The sequence below is a fragment of the Shewanella halotolerans genome (assembly GCF_019457535.1).
Taxonomy (GTDB): Bacteria; Pseudomonadota; Gammaproteobacteria; order Enterobacterales; family Shewanellaceae; genus Shewanella; species Shewanella halotolerans.
In genome coordinates this window covers 4,030,143-4,044,224 of record NZ_CP080417.1, presented here as the reverse complement: position 1 = coordinate 4,044,224, position 14,082 = coordinate 4,030,143, and the positions used below count along the sequence as shown (strand labels likewise).

The window sequence follows — 14,082 nt, the reverse complement described above, 5'->3', positions numbered from 1 at the left end:
CAGGCCCAGTGCATGGCGCGGGCGCTGTTGGGTTACCGTTTTTTATCGGGCGTTCTCTGTTAACTGTCAGCCCTGGGCCGTGGTGAATTATCTTGCCGCGGGTCGATGCTGTGCATGGCCTGCCTGGCTAAGGTTAAACCTGCCTTGGCAGGCAGCAGAGACACCTGATCCTTAAGATTAGGAATTGCGATGAGAAAAAGCTTAATCGCCACCGCATTATTGGGCGGGATATGGGGCGCGCCCCTGTTCGCCGAGCCCTTGTACACAGAACCAGAGTTCGCCCAGCCAGAGTACGCCGGAAGCGGCTCAATGGCACCGGCTCCCTTGCTGGCACAGATAGACCAGACAGGTTTTAAGGGCTGGCTTGCTCCCTTGATGAGCAAGGTGAATCAACTGCCCGAGATCCAGGCGCAGCAAGCCAAGGTGCGTCGGGCCCAGTTGTTGGTGGAGGCCGCCGACAGGCCCGTCTATAACCCTGAGCTGGGGGTGAGCTACCAAAATGCCAGCGAAGATACCTATACCCTGGAGGTGAGTCAGACCCTGGACTGGGGCGACAAGCGCGGGGTGGCGACACGTGTGGCTCAGCTCGAGGCCGAGATCCTGCTGGCCGACAACCGTCTGGCCCGCAGTCAGCTCTATGGCGAACTCCTGATGGCGCTGGTGGAGCAGGCGCAGCAGGCGAAATTACTCGCCTTTCAGGGACGTTTGCTAGAGAGCGCTAAACAGCAGGCAGCCATCGCCAAGCAGCAGCTGGAGGCGGGCGCCCTGTCACAAGCCGAGCTGCAGTTGATGCAGCTGGATCTGGCCAGTAAGGCCGCGGATCACGCCAGTGCCGAGCAGGCCTCGCTGGCCGCCGATGCCAGCGTGCTCAGCCGCTTTGGCGAGCTGGAGTTGCCCTTCGCCGAGTTTATCGGCGCCCTCAGTGTCGACACCAGTCAGGAGGTCGGCCCGGATCTGCCCGCGCTGGCCGGCGCCTACCAGCAGGTGATGATGGCCAAGCTGGCCAGCCAGCAGGTGGCGGCAGACACCAGCGCCGATCCCAGTATCAGCCTGAGCGCCGAGCGTGAAGGCGAGGAGAACAAGCTGGGAGTGGGGCTGTCGATCCCGATTCAGATCCGCAACGATTATCGCGAGGCCAAGGCCGCGGCCGGAACCCAGGTTGCCATCGCCGAGCAAGACTATCTGGCCCGTGAACGTAGCCTCACCCAGGCCGCCAAACTTTTTCACCTAAGCCTGCCCAGGCTGCAGCAGCGTTACCGCGAGTGGCGTGAGTTGGTGCTCACCTCTGGCGCCGGTGTGCAGGATGCCCTGTCACAGCAGTGGCGTGCGGGCGACATCAGCACCAGCGACTACCTGCAGGGACAGAGGCAGTTGGCTAACAGCTATCTGGCTGGCCTCTCCCTCGAGAGCGCTCTTTATCGCAGCTGGCTCGACTGGATGGGGCAGAGCGGTCAGCTCGAGAACTATCTGCAGCGTCAACTCGGCCGCGAAGGCGTTTAGTCGCGCTAAGGCGCTAAAGCTAGCGAGCAGACTTTAGCGAGCGGATTTCAGCAAATCGGATAAAGAATTTAGGTGAAAAGTATGAAGAATCAATCAAATAAAACATGTTTTCTACAGCTAAGCCCACTGATGCGGGCCATGGGTTTCGGCGTCTTGATGAGTATGACGGCCGTGGGCGGGGTTGCTCTCGGCGCCGAGGGGTATGATCACAAAGCAGAGTTAGCCAGGGTGCAAGTGTCTCAAGAGCTGGCTCACGACAAGGAAAGAGAGCGGGCCCAAGAACAGGTAAGAGAGAAGGGCGACGAAGAAGCTCATGGCGGCGAGCTAGTGCTCAGCGAGGAGCAGCGTCAGCTGGCGGGGATCCGTGTGGAGCAGGTCACCAATCAAGGTTTTAGCCTAGCCGCAGTCGCCACGGCCACCCTGGTGGTGGACAGAGAGCGCACCGTGACCCTGGCGCCCCAGCTGGATGTGCGGGTGTTGGCGCGTCATGTGGTGCCGGGACAGGAGGTCACTAAGGGCCAGCCCCTGTTGACTCTGGGGGGCGCAGCCGTGGCTCAGGCCCAGGCGGATTACATCAATGCCGCGGCCGAGTGGGGCCGTGTTAAACGCATGAGCCAGAGCGCGGTGAGTGCCAGCCGCCGTCTGCAGGCGCAGGTGGATGCCGAACTCAAGCGCGCCATACTCGGCGCCCTCAAGATGACGCCGGCGCAGATCAAGGCGCTGGAGTCGGATCCCGAGACGATCGGCAGCTATCAGCTGCTGGCGCCGCTCGATGGCAGGGTGCAGCAGGATGTGGCCATGAAAGGCCAAGTGTTCAGCGGTGGCACCGCCCTGATGCAGCTCACCGACGAGTCTCACCTCTGGGTCGAGGCTCAGGTGACGCCGACCCAGTCTCAGCAGATCAAGGTAGGCAGCAAGGCGCTGGTGAAAGTGGGCGACTTTAGCCTGGAGGCCGAGGTGATCGGCCGCTCCCATGAGATCGATAGCGTTACCCGTACCGAGCAGATCCTGGTGGCCTTCGCCAATCCGGGCCACGTGCTCCACGCCGGTCAGTTTGCCGAGATCTATCTGGCCGACAACAACCAGGATGGAGTGATCTTGCCCGATGCGGCGCTGACCCGCGGCGGTGACGGTGACTGGCAGGTGTTTGTCGAAGAGGGGGATGGCTTTGAGGCCGTCGAGGTCGAGGTGAGTGAGCGCCAACGCGGCATGAACCTGGTGCAGGGGCTGAGCCCCAAGATGCGTGTAGTGGTCTCGGGCGCCTTCTTCCTGGCGTCAGAGCAGGCCAAGTCAGGCTTCGACATTCACAACCACTAAGAGGTAGCCCTTATGCTTCAGAAACTTATCGATAGCGCGATACGCAATCGGCTTCTGGTGGCCCTGGCGCTGCTGTGTGGTGTGGTAGCCAGTGTCGCCATGTTACCTAAGCTCAATCTCGATGCCTTTCCCGATGTCACCAATGTGCAGGTGACGGTCAACACCGCCGCCGAGGGGCTGGCAGCCGAGGAGGTGGAAAAGCTGATCAGCTACCCGGTGGAGTCGGCCATGTATGCCCTGCCATCGGTGACCGAGGTGCGCTCTCTGTCGCGCACCGGCCTCTCCATAGTGACTGTGGTGTTTGCCGAGGGCACAGATATCTACTTTGCCCGCCAACAGGTGTTTGAGCAGCTGCAGGCCGCCAGGGAGATGATCCCTGACGGGGTGGGTGTGCCCGAGATAGGCCCCAACACCTCAGGCTTGGGACAGATCTATCAGTACATTTTGCGGGCCACGCCTGAGTCCGGCATAGATGCCGCCGAGCTAAGGAGCCTCAACGACTATCTGGTGAAACTCATCATGATGCCGGTAGGGGGCGTGACCGATGTGCTCTCCTTCGGGGGCGAGGTGCGTCAGTATCAGGTGCAGATAGAGCCCAACAAGCTGCGCAGCTATGGCCTCTCTATGGCCCAGGTGACCCAGGCGCTGGAGAGCAATAACCGCAACGCCGGTGGCTGGTTTATGGATCAGGGGCAGGAGCAGCTGGTGGTGCGCGGCTACGGCCTGCTGCCCGCGGGTGAAGCTGGCCTGGCGGCGATCGCCCAGATCCCACTCACAGAGGCAGGCGGTACGCCGGTGCGGGTGGCCGACATCGCCAAGGTGGACTTTGGCGCCGAGATCCGTGTGGGCGCGGTAACCATGACCCGCCGCGACGATGCTGGAACGCCACAGGCGCTGGGGGAAGTGGTTGCCGGCGTGGTGCTCAAGCGTATGGGGGCCAACACCAAGGCGACCATTGACGATATCTCGGCCCGCACCGCTATGATAGAACAGGCCCTGCCCAAGGGCGTCTCCTTCGAGGTGTTCTACGATCAGGCAGATCTGGTGAACAAGGCGGTAGAGACGGTGCGCGATGCCCTCTTGATGGCTTTCGTGTTTATCCTGGTGATCCTGGCGCTCTTTCTGGTGAACCTGCGCGCGACTTTGTTGGTGCTGCTTTCTATCCCCGTCTCCATCGGCCTGGCCTTGATGGTGATGGCCTACTTTGGCATGTCGGCCAACCTGATGTCCCTCGGCGGGCTGGCAGTGGCCATCGGAATGCTGGTGGATGGCTCAGTGGTGATGGTGGAGAACATCTTCAAGCACCTGACCCAGCCAGACAGGCGCCATTTCGATCAAGCCAAGGCGCGAGCCTCGGGTGAGTGTGACCCCTACCACGGCGAGGAAGATGGTCGGGAGGAAGGAGAGCGCAGCGGCATCGCCCTGAGGGTGATGCTGGCCGCCAAGGAGGTGTGTAGCCCCATCTTCTTCGCCACCGCCATCATCATAGTGGTGTTTGCGCCGCTATTTGCCCTGGAAGGGGTAGAGGGCAAGCTGTTCCAACCCATGGCGATGAGCATCATCCTGGCCATGGTGGCGGCGCTGTTTGTCGCCCTGATCGGCGTGCCGGCCCTTGCCGTCTATCTATTTAAGCGTGGCGTGACCCTGAGGGAGAGCCCGGTACTCAAGCCGGTTGAGGCCCTGTATCGTCACCTGCTTAGTGCCACCATGGGCAGGCCCAAGTTGGTGCTGCTGACGGCTGTGACCCTGTTTGCTATTAGCATGGCGCTGCTGCCAAGGCTAGGTACCGAGTTTGTGCCTGAGCTCGAGGAGGGCACCATCAACCTGAGGGTGACCCTGGCGCCAACCGCCAGCCTGAGCACCTCATTGGATGTGGCGCCTAAACTCGAGGCGATGTTGATGACCTTCCCCGAGGTCGACTATGCCCTGAGCCGTATCGGTGCCCCGGAACTGGGGGGCGACCCTGAGCCTGTGAGCAACATAGAGATCTATATCGGCCTCAAGCCGATCGAGCAGTGGGAACATGCTAATAGCCGTCTTGAGCTACAGCGCAAGATGGAAGAGAAGCTGAGCGTCTTCCCCGGCCTGCTGTTTACCTTCTCTCAGCCCATCGCCACCCGCGTCGATGAGCTGCTTTCAGGGGTGAAGGCCCAGCTGGCGATCAAGTTGTTTGGCCCGGATCTCGAGGTGCTCTCCAGCAAGGGACAGGAGCTCAGCGAGCTGGTGTCGGGTATCGAGGGGGCGGTCGACGTCTCCCTGGAGCAGGTGTCTGGCGAGGCCCAGCTGGTGGTGCGTCCCAAGCGCGATCTACTGGCCCGCTATGGCATCAGCGTCGATGAGGTGATGAGCCTGGTAAGCCAGGGCATTGGTGGTGTCAGCGCTGGGCAGGTGATCGACGGTAACGCCAGATACGACATTAATGTGCGTCTGGCCAGTCAATATCGCAGCGCGCCCGATGCGCTGGAGGATCTGATGCTCAGTGGCGTAAATGGTGCCACCGTGCGCCTGGGTGAGGTGGCCGATGTGGTGGTTGAGATGGCGCCGCCTAATATTCGCCGTGACGATGTGCAGCGCCGGGTGGTGGTGCAGGCCAACGTGTCGGGACGCGACATGGGCTCTGTGGTCAAGGATATCTACGCCATGGTACCCCAGGCGGATCTGCCGCCGGGCTATACGGTCGTGGTTGGCGGTCAGTATGAGAACCAGCAGCGGGCTCAGCAGAAGCTGATGCTGGTGGTGCCCATCTCCATCGCCTTGATCGCCCTGCTGCTCTACTTCTCCTTTGGCTCCATCAAGCAGGTGGGGCTGATCATGGCCAACGTGCCGCTGGCGCTGATCGGCGGCGTGGTGGCCCTCTATGTCAGCGGCACCTATCTGTCTGTGCCTAGCTCCATCGGCTTCATCACCCTGTTTGGGGTAGCGGTGCTTAACGGCGTGGTGCTGGTGGACTCGATCAATCAGAGGCGCGCCTCGGGAGAAGCCCTCTACACCAGCGTGTATGAAGGCACAGTGGGACGCCTGCGCCCCGTGCTGATGACGGCACTGACCTCGGCGCTGGGGTTGATCCCAATACTCCTGTCTAGCGGTGTGGGCAGCGAGATCCAAAAGCCGCTGGCGGTGGTGATCATAGGCGGCCTGTTTAGCTCTACCGCGCTGACGTTGCTGGTGTTGCCGACCCTGTACCGCTGGCTATATCAGATCAAGGCGCTTAAGGCTGACAAGGAACTGGAAGCCTTAGATTAGTTTGTTGCACCAAGACCAAGTGATTCGATGGGGCCTGGGACGGCCGGAGGCCGCGATGTTTTCAGTTTGCCATCGCAGTTGCGTCTCCTTGGTGACGCTCTAGGGCACAAGAAGTCTTCTTTTCTGTCTCTCGCTATTCCTAACCTGTGGGGAGAGGCTGCAAAGGGGAGTGCCCTTTAGCGAGCACGCGCGGCAGGACGCCGCGCTTTTTTGTTTGTACATTTTGCTATTGGACGGCACACAGCTTTCTTTATCTACATGCCCTTCGTGGGACAATCTCCAGTCGTCAAGAAACCATTAATCTAGGCATTATCATGAGCCTTTAATGCCAATTTGATTTGATGTGTAACTAATGGCTAGAGGTTTTATTGGCGCCTAACTCTTATAAAATCTTTCCTTCCTGTAAGTTTCAAGTGAAATGTGTTAAGTTTTAGCGACTAATGCGTAGGTTTGATTCGGTTTTTTTAGGCTTGGGTCATATCTGGGCTGTCGCCAACAATAATACTAATAATTTTTCATGATTAGGTTACTAACTATTATAGTTCGATGTTTATGCTCGCTCGGCTAAGCCTGTGAGGATTTATCTCTATGGTGAATACTTACGTTGAACTGAATTCTCTGGGGGTCTTTGTACTAACTGTTCCCTGGTTTCTATACTCATGATGTTGATGGCAGCTTGAAAGCAGAAAACTAAATAAATCAAAGAGGATGAATGATGATTCGCTATACACTTGCAGCCAGTTGTATTGCGCTAGCCCTGAGCGCTAACGCAGGTGCCACCACGGTAGATGAGGAGCTTAAGGCGCTCAAGGCGCGCATCGAGCAGCTGGAGGCCGAAAAGGAGCAGGCACCCGAAGCAAAGGAGATGGACAAGTCGATCAAGTTTGGCGGCGCGGCCCGTTTCCAGTATTCCTATGAGGACTATTCCGATGCCAACGCCGATCGCGGTGGCGACTTCGACTTCGACCTATTTCGTATCGATGTGAACGGTAATCTGGATGACGTTATCTTCTCTGCCCAGTACCGTTGGTTCGAGTATATGAATGTGATCCATCACGCCTGGGTGGGTTACAACTTCGACGATGAGCAGCAGGGTAAGATAGGGGTAACCCAGGTGCCTTTCGGTATCCTGACCTACGCCTCGAACAACTACTTCTTTAGCTCAAACTTCTATCTCGGCCTGGAAGACGACTACGACTTGGGTCTGAACTACACCTATAAGAGTGACGCTAACCGACTGGATCTCGCCTTCTACAAGAATGACGAGCAGGGTGGCCTGGACGGTTATGTGTCGGACCGCACCCATAGATACGCCTATGACGTGGTCGGCGTTCGTCTGCCTGGTGAGGGGATCTATGATGCGCCTACGGCTGGCTATGCCGCCGGTGAGAAGAACACCTTCAATGCCCGCTACAGTCATAATTTCGTGTTTGATGAGGTGAGTCTGGAGCTGGGTGTATCGGGCCAGTTGGGTCAGCTGGAGATCGAGAACGGCACGGATGGCGACCAGGTCGCGGCGGCGCTGCACGGCGTGGTCAATTACGATCGCTGGAACCTCAAGTTGCAGCTCACCGACTACAAATATGATGTCGATGGCATGGATGTGGAGCGCATGGTGGTGGCGGCCTATGCCTTCTATGACTCGATCCCCGCCGAGGCGACCAGTTATGTGGCCGACATAGCCTATAGCCTGCCGGTGGCCTGGGGGCCTGTGTCAAATCTGACCTTCTATAACGACTACTCGCTTGTTACCGACAAGCCTGGCGGGCAGAAAGACACCTTCATGAATGTGACTGGGGTGGCGGTCACCGCAGGTGGCCTCTATACCTATTTCGACTTCGTGGTGGCCGAGAACCAGCCCTTCATCGGCGGCTCTATGGTGGGCGATGGCGGTACCAACAAGCGCTTTAACATCAACTTCGGCTACTACTTCTAGTGGTCTAGTGTAAGCCAATAAAAAAAACCGCATCATTTGATGCGGTTTTTTTGTGCCGATCAGCTGAGGGGTAATAGCCAACCTTAACTGTCACTCAGCGCGTAGCCGCCTTTGAGGTGGGCTATCTTGTTAAAGCCGAGTCTGTGCAGTGCCTGGGCTGCCACCAGTGAGCGGCTGCCGCTGCGGCAGACCAGCACCCATTCGGCGTCACTCTCCTGCTTATGTTCCTGCACGAACTGCACCAGCCTGGTCATAGGCACGTTGATTGTCTGCTCACCCAGGGTGCCCAGCTCATGCTGCAGGGCGTATTCGTGGGGCTCGCGAATATCCAGTAACTTAAGCTGCGGCGACTGACCCAGCTGTAGCTGGAGCGACTGGCTGTCATACTCTTTCACCTTGGCCTTGCTGCAACCGCCAGTATAGGCGCCGCAGATGATCTCGCTGCCGGCTTCATCCTTGAGATGGGTATCCAGTCTCGCCTTCTGCTGCTCGAACTGTGCCATAGAGATGGTGCCGTTGATCACCTCGTTCAGCAGCGGATTGCCCCTGAACTCGGCGGCGAAGCTGGTAGTGAATTCATTGTTGTAGTCATGGCTCGGGCAGAGCAGGGTATCGTTACCAATCAGGCTGTGTAGCAGCTTGAGGCTGTTGTACATCTGCTTGGCACAGCTGCTGTCGAAGTTGGTGCGGCCCAGGCTGCCCATCAAGACGAGGTCGCCACAGAAGCCGTAGATCACCTCGCCTTGGGGCGAGCATAGCAGCAGGCTGATGCTGTCGTTGGTGTGGCCCGGGGTGGCGAGCTTCACCAGAGAGTACTGACCTAGGGAGATTGTCTGCGCCGGTCTGGCGCCTATCTCGGTGATCTGGTGATCCTCAGGCCAGCCCAGATGATCGCTCGTCTGCTGTGGCAGATAACGGGCGGCTAATGCCACACGGCCCGAGACATGATCGGCGTGGCCATGGGTGTCGATGAAGGCGATAGGCTCTAGCTGCTGGCACTGCAGCAGGGTATCGATACGCTGATCGAGTTCCGGCAGGGGATCGATAACCACCGCCTGTTTACTCTCCTGGTCGGCATAGATCCAGCTGCAGCTGGAGCCAGACTTGAGCTGTACTAAGCCGTTAAGCGGTTTTTTATCTGTTGTGGCATCGTCTGCGCTCAGGGTCAGGCAGCTGTTGCCCAAGGCGTTAGCGGCAGACTGGATGCGCTCGCAGGCCTGATCGACCTCAGCCTGGGTCATGGCCGGACCGAAGGAGAGGCGAATGGCCGACTCGCTCTGCCAGGCCAGGAGGCCCATGGCATCGAGCACGAAGCTGCGGGTGACTTTAGAGCTACAGGCCGAACCTGAGCTGACGCGGATATTGGCGGCGTCGAAGAGATCCATGATCTCCTTGCTGCTAAAACCTGGCACGGCAAAGTTCAGGGTGGTGGGCACGCTGTTGTCGAAGCTGTGATTAAACACCAGGGTCGGGAAGGCGCGCTTCAATGCCTGGGCCAGCTGCTCACGGTAATTTATGAGGGTAGACAGGCTATGGAAGGCGCTGTTTTGCTCGGCTAGCAGCATGGCGAACACCTGATTAAGGGCGGCCATGCCCGGCAGGTTCTCTGTGCCCGAGCGCAGTCCGCCTTCCTGACCACCGCCTGCGATGAAGGGAGTGAAGGGGGCACCATCACGAATATAGACGAAGCCGATCCCCTTGGGGGCATACAGCTTATGACCGCTGAATGGCGCGTAGTCTATGCTGGTCTGCGCCAGGGCCAATGGGCGTTTGCCCAGGGCCTGGACGCAATCCACCATCCAGAACACCTCAGGATTGTGATCACGAATGCAGGTATCGAGTGCCTTAAGATCTTGATAGACGCCGGTTTCGTTATTGACCGCCATGGTGCAGATCATTAGGGCGTTGGGCACCTCTCTGGCGATGAAGTCGAGATCCAGTACACCCTTGTCATCGACGGGAATCGCCTTGAGCTCGGCGCCTATCTCTAATAGTTGATTCCAGTGGGCCAATGAGTTGGGCACCGCCTTATGTTCGGTCGCGCCATAGAGCAGGCTGTATTGCTTGTTGGGATCCAGGCTAGCCTTGGCCTTGATGAGGGCGGAGAGAATGGCGGTCTGTATGCCTTCGGTGGCGCCGCTGGTAAAGATAATATTGCCCTGGCCGCTTGCCAGGATCTGCTTGGCGCGCAGGCGGGTCTGCTCCATCAGGCTCTTGGCTTTCAGGCCCGTGATATGGCTGCTCGAGGGGTTACCGAAAAGGTCTTCCATGGCGCCCAGTGCCGCCTTGGCTGCCTGAGGCAGTACCGGGGTTGTCGCGTTGGCGTCTAGGTATATCTGGCTAAGCGGGGATGTGTGGTGCATGGGATACTCGCTTCTTGCTGTTTTTATTATTAGAAAAAATTCCCATATAACAAAATGGTATATGTAATTCGATGTGGCTATATTAGCAGCTTGTGAGTATTGATCAAGATCATGTTTTTGGCGTCAAACAGGCATTTTTAAGTGGGGTTTGTACAAGTGGCTAAGTCTGAGAATTCGGAGATAGCCGCATAAGAGAAGCGGCATCAGAGGCTATGTGAGTGGAGGGAGCATCGGAATATGGCTATGGCGGGCGAGGATAAGCCCGGGTAACATTTTGTATCAGATAGGTATGAGGTGTGAGTGCGATAAGGCAAAACGCCCGCGACAGGCGCGGGCGTTCACAAACAGTAAAGGCCAACAGACTCTAAATTTTCACCTTGATGACTACCTTGCGCACCTTCTGCGGCGTCGCCGACACGCCCGGCATATGCATGTCCTGGGGAAAGAAGAGGGCAAACATGCCGGCCTTGAAGGGAATAAAGGCGGCGCGCGCCTTGTTCGACTCATAGTCAAATTCGGCGTAGTCGTGTTTGTCGTAGTAGGGCTTGGATGGGGTCTGGTCTGCCAGGGGCAGATAGCCAAATTCCTCTTCGCCGCTCACCACATACTGAACGTCGATATATTTGCGATGCACCTCGAAGGGCTCGACCTCTCTGGGCTTGGTCTCATAATCGTTGACGATGACAAAGATATCTTTGCCCTCCAGCTCGTAGTTTCCCACCGGTAGCTGAGTGAAATCTGTCTCTTTGAGGTGCTGCAGTGCCTTGGCAATGCGTGGTCCCAGGTGGGTGTAGTGTGCCAGGTTTTCTAAGGTGTCTAAGATCATGATTGGAGGCTCGGGCTTGTAAAGAGCCGATAGTGTAGCAGGCTTTTTGGTCGGCAAGATAGCCTCAGGTGTAGCAGCTTATCTAGCGGTTAGGTGGAGGAGCTAGGCGGGGCAATATTGCAGCTCTCCCTGAAGACCTGCCACCACTTGACGTGTCTGCGCATCTGGGATTTTAGCTGCTCCGGCAGGGCCCCTGGTTGCTCGCCGAAGTAGTGCTCGATGAAGGCCTGATGGTTACTGCCGGCAAAGAGGGCGAGTAGCGGTTCACTCAGGCGATAATGCAGCTGATTGAGCTGTGACAGATAGGCCTGAGTCTGGGCCAGGTAGTATTTATGAAATACATTCTGCAGTATCTCCTGTTTGCGGTTGGCATGATTGGGTCGACAGGCGACCGATGCGCTATGTAGCTGCAGATAGTCGTTGAGGGCAATGAGCTGCGCCTGACTGTAGGCGAGGGATCTCAGGTATCTCTGCAGCAATGTTTGGTGTGCCATGAGAGCGAGGGCGGGCTCTATCTGGGCCGTGTCTATCTGCTGCCACTGGCGCTGCTTGATGTGATCTTTGATGCTCAGCAGTTGGCCGATTGCCGATTCCAGCTCGAAGCGACCGGCGCGCATCTCATCGAGTACCAGGGAGTCGTAGCCGATAAACAGGCTCTTGGTGAAGCTCTTGTCTCTGGTGAGCACCCGATTAAAGTAGGACATCGCATGAGCTTGTTTCTGCTGGAGTGCCTGTGTCAGCTTGTTCTTAAGCTCCCCCTCATCCAAGGTGTCGATACAGGCGGGCGCCAGCTGAATAAAGCTTATCTGATAGATGAGTTGTTGACTGGGCGGTGCCACCTTGCCCAGGGTGCTGTTATGGTCGGCGATGAGGCGGCCCAGGGGGCAATGGCCCAGAGACAGGGTGTCGAGAATCGAGATGGTGAGAGAGGCCTGTTCTTGTCTATCGGCCTTGCCGAGCTGCATGGGCTTAAATTCCGGGGGCGAGTAGGGCTGGTCTATCACATGGGCCAGTCGCTGGCTGTAGTTCTGCCAGAGATAATCCACATCCTTGGCGCGCTGACAGCCAGGCAGCCAGAGTAAGAGACAGAGCAAGAAACAGAGCATCAGCAGGCCCTTGGTCGTTAGTCTGACGTGAGTCTGTGGCAAGTTGACTCCTTCCGAGAATGGGGTGAATTTAGGCCAGGTTTTTCTGCTCAGTCTCTCGGGTAGCTTGCAGGCCGTGGCGCTCGAAACTATCGCTGATGCGGGAGATGAGCCTGTCGTTGAGTCTGAGGTTAACCTTGATAACTTCTGTGTCTGTCGCTATCTCCAATCCGGCGGGCATTAGGTGGCAACCAGTAATATCTCTATAGGCGATCTGGGTCTCCTTGCCAAGGTCTGTCCTACCTGTGAGGGGGATATTGATAAAGGCGATCGCCCGCGGGGTAAAAACGATCTCTTGTTTCAGTAATGCGCCAGCCCAGATGAGCATTGCCAGGCAGTAGCCCATAAAGAGGCACCATTGGTCATCGAAGGCGCTCAGGAAAAGCTGCTTTATGATAAACAGGCTGGCCGTCAACGTGATGATGACGTAGGCGAGTGTTTGATAGGGCTTAATTGTTAGCGTGTCGTCCATTTTGATCCTCAGTGACCTCCTGCCACCGGCCTATTTTAATCGCGCTGACAAGTTTAGTGCAATTCTTATAGAATGGCTTAAGCCATGCACACAGATAAATTCAGGGAGCCGAGTTAGGTGCTTAAGTTACGTTTTCTTGCCGGGCCGACCGCCTACAAACAGATCGCCGAGCAGGGGCTAAAACCCGAGCTTTTTACTCAGGTGTTGGCGGCGTCGGGTGGGCCCAAATGGCTTGGCATAGCCGCGCTGGATAAGTATCTGTTTGGCACCTTCTTCAAGGCGAGACAGACGCCGCTCTATACCCTGGGGGCCTCATCCGGCGCCTGGCGTCTGGCCTGTTTGGCACAGCAAGACCCACTGGCGGCCTATGAGCGGTTGGAGCGGGAGTATATTGGCCAGCGTTACGAGACCAAGCCTACGGCGAGCGAGGTATCGCATAAGGTAGCCGGTATCGTCTCTGGCATATTGGGGGCGCAGCAGGGGGCGGATATCGTCGGCAATCCTGTGATCAAGAGCCATTTCATCGCCTGTCGTGGCCGTCATCTCAACCGTTTGTCCCATAGAGCCGCACTTGGCGCCGGTCTTGCCACCACGGCGGTCACTAATCTGCTAAGTCGCCGCACCCTGGGATGGCACTTCGAGCGTTACCTGTTTGGCAGCGGCGGCGTCGCCTCGCCCTTTAATGAGTTAAAGGATCTGCCGGGTCGTCACCTGGCCCTGACCGGGGAAAATATTGCCCAGGTTCTGCTGGCGACCGGCTCTATCCCCTGGGTGCTGGCACCTGTTGAGCGCATCGAAGGGGCTCCTGCCGGCCACTATTACGACGGTGGCATCACAGACTATCACTTCGATCTGCCGCTGGCCCACGCGCCTGGATTGACCCTGTATCCCCACTTCTACAGCAAGATTCTGCCCGGCTGGTTCGACAAGTCCTTGCCCTGGCGGCGGGCCAAACATAACTATGACAACGCCCTGATTTTGGCTCCAAGCGAGTCGTATTTAAACCAACTTCCCTATGGCAAGCTGCCGGACCGAAACGACTTTAGCCGCCTCAATACCGAGGAGCGGATACGCTATTGGCGACAGGCGGTGCAGATGAGTGAGGTGTTGGCAGACGACTTAGATAAAGTATTAAAAAGTGGCGATATTATGCGTCACATTAACACTTTCTAATGAAATGGCTGCAACAAAAGGGAATCTTTCTGGGTCTAATAAGCGAAGGATCGGGTATTTTGATTGGCATGGCATCGCCGATCCAATAATGGCGTTTCGAGCAGTAA

General features: G+C 57.4%; 9 protein-coding genes. 5 read left to right on the top strand and 4 right to left on the bottom strand.

Translation table 11 applies throughout. From position 1 onward, the window contains the following. Nucleotides 1-189: 189 nt before the first annotated feature. The 4 genes from K0H81_RS17475 to K0H81_RS17460 all read left to right on the top strand — a co-directional run bounded on the left by K0H81_RS17475 (nt 190) and on the right by K0H81_RS17460 (nt 7,996). Complete coding sequence (locus tag K0H81_RS17475) at nt 190-1,500, top strand: TolC family protein (protein WP_220059157.1); 1,311 nt, start codon at nt 190-192, stop codon at nt 1,498-1,500. A gap of 81 nt (nt 1,501-1,581) precedes the next feature. Then, nucleotides 1,582-2,817 carry an efflux RND transporter periplasmic adaptor subunit gene (locus K0H81_RS17470; RefSeq protein WP_220059156.1) on the top strand — a complete coding sequence of 412 codons (1,236 nt, stop codon included), beginning with the start codon at nt 1,582-1,584 and terminating at the stop codon, nt 2,815-2,817. 12 nt (nt 2,818-2,829) lie between these two features. After that, on the top strand, nt 2,830-6,060 hold the full coding sequence (locus K0H81_RS17465) for an efflux RND transporter permease subunit (protein WP_220059155.1): 3,231 nt from the start codon (nt 2,830-2,832) through the stop codon (nt 6,058-6,060). 715 nt (nt 6,061-6,775) lie between these two features. After that, a complete protein-coding gene (locus K0H81_RS17460; RefSeq protein WP_144202795.1) occupies nt 6,776-7,996 on the top strand; it encodes a carbohydrate porin in 1,221 nt (406 codons plus the stop codon). Nucleotides 7,997-8,079: 83 nt separating this feature from the next. Here K0H81_RS17460 and K0H81_RS17455 read toward each other — a convergent pair whose 3' ends face one another. From K0H81_RS17455 to K0H81_RS17440, 4 genes are all read right to left on the bottom strand, one after another. Then, nucleotides 8,080-10,359, bottom strand: a complete 2,280-nt coding sequence (locus K0H81_RS17455; protein ID WP_220059154.1) for an aminotransferase class V-fold PLP-dependent enzyme — start codon at nt 10,357-10,359, stop codon at nt 8,080-8,082. A gap of 364 nt (nt 10,360-10,723) precedes the next feature. Further along, entirely contained in the window at nt 10,724-11,185 is a 462-nt protein-coding gene (locus tag K0H81_RS17450) for a NanQ anomerase/TabA/YiaL family protein (RefSeq protein ID WP_011867149.1), read from the bottom strand. A gap of 89 nt (nt 11,186-11,274) precedes the next feature. Next, the gene (locus K0H81_RS17445) at nt 11,275-12,333 is read right to left on the bottom strand and encodes a DUF3080 family protein (protein ID WP_220059153.1); all 1,059 of its coding nucleotides are present in this window, start codon (nt 12,331-12,333) and stop codon (nt 11,275-11,277) included. A gap of 28 nt (nt 12,334-12,361) precedes the next feature. Further along, on the bottom strand, nt 12,362-12,802 hold the full coding sequence (locus K0H81_RS17440) for a hypothetical protein (RefSeq protein WP_220059152.1): 441 nt from the start codon (nt 12,800-12,802) through the stop codon (nt 12,362-12,364). A gap of 117 nt (nt 12,803-12,919) precedes the next feature. Here K0H81_RS17440 and K0H81_RS17435 point away from each other — a divergent pair, with 117 nt between their 5' ends. Continuing rightward, nucleotides 12,920-13,975: an alpha/beta hydrolase gene (locus K0H81_RS17435; protein ID WP_220059151.1), complete on the top strand. Its 1,056-nt coding sequence runs from the start codon at nt 12,920-12,922 to the stop codon at nt 13,973-13,975. The last annotated feature ends 107 nt before the right edge of the window (nt 13,976-14,082 follow it).

Excerpts from the sequence above, each read along its gene's own strand:
- K0H81_RS17475 (WP_220059157.1), top strand. The coding sequence starts at position 190 with ATGAGAAAAAGCTTAATCGCCACCGCATTATTGGGCGGGATATGGGGC.
- K0H81_RS17470 (WP_220059156.1), top strand. The coding sequence starts at position 1,582 with ATGAAGAATCAATCAAATAAAACATGTTTTCTACAGCTAAGCCCACTG.
- K0H81_RS17465 (WP_220059155.1), top strand. The coding sequence starts at position 2,830 with ATGCTTCAGAAACTTATCGATAGCGCGATACGCAATCGGCTTCTGGTG.
- K0H81_RS17460 (WP_144202795.1), top strand. The coding sequence starts at position 6,776 with ATGATTCGCTATACACTTGCAGCCAGTTGTATTGCGCTAGCCCTGAGC.
- K0H81_RS17455 (WP_220059154.1), bottom strand. The coding sequence starts at position 10,359 with ATGCACCACACATCCCCGCTTAGCCAGATATACCTAGACGCCAACGCG.
- K0H81_RS17450 (WP_011867149.1), bottom strand. The coding sequence starts at position 11,185 with ATGATCTTAGACACCTTAGAAAACCTGGCACACTACACCCACCTGGGA.
- K0H81_RS17440 (WP_220059152.1), bottom strand. The coding sequence starts at position 12,802 with ATGGACGACACGCTAACAATTAAGCCCTATCAAACACTCGCCTACGTC.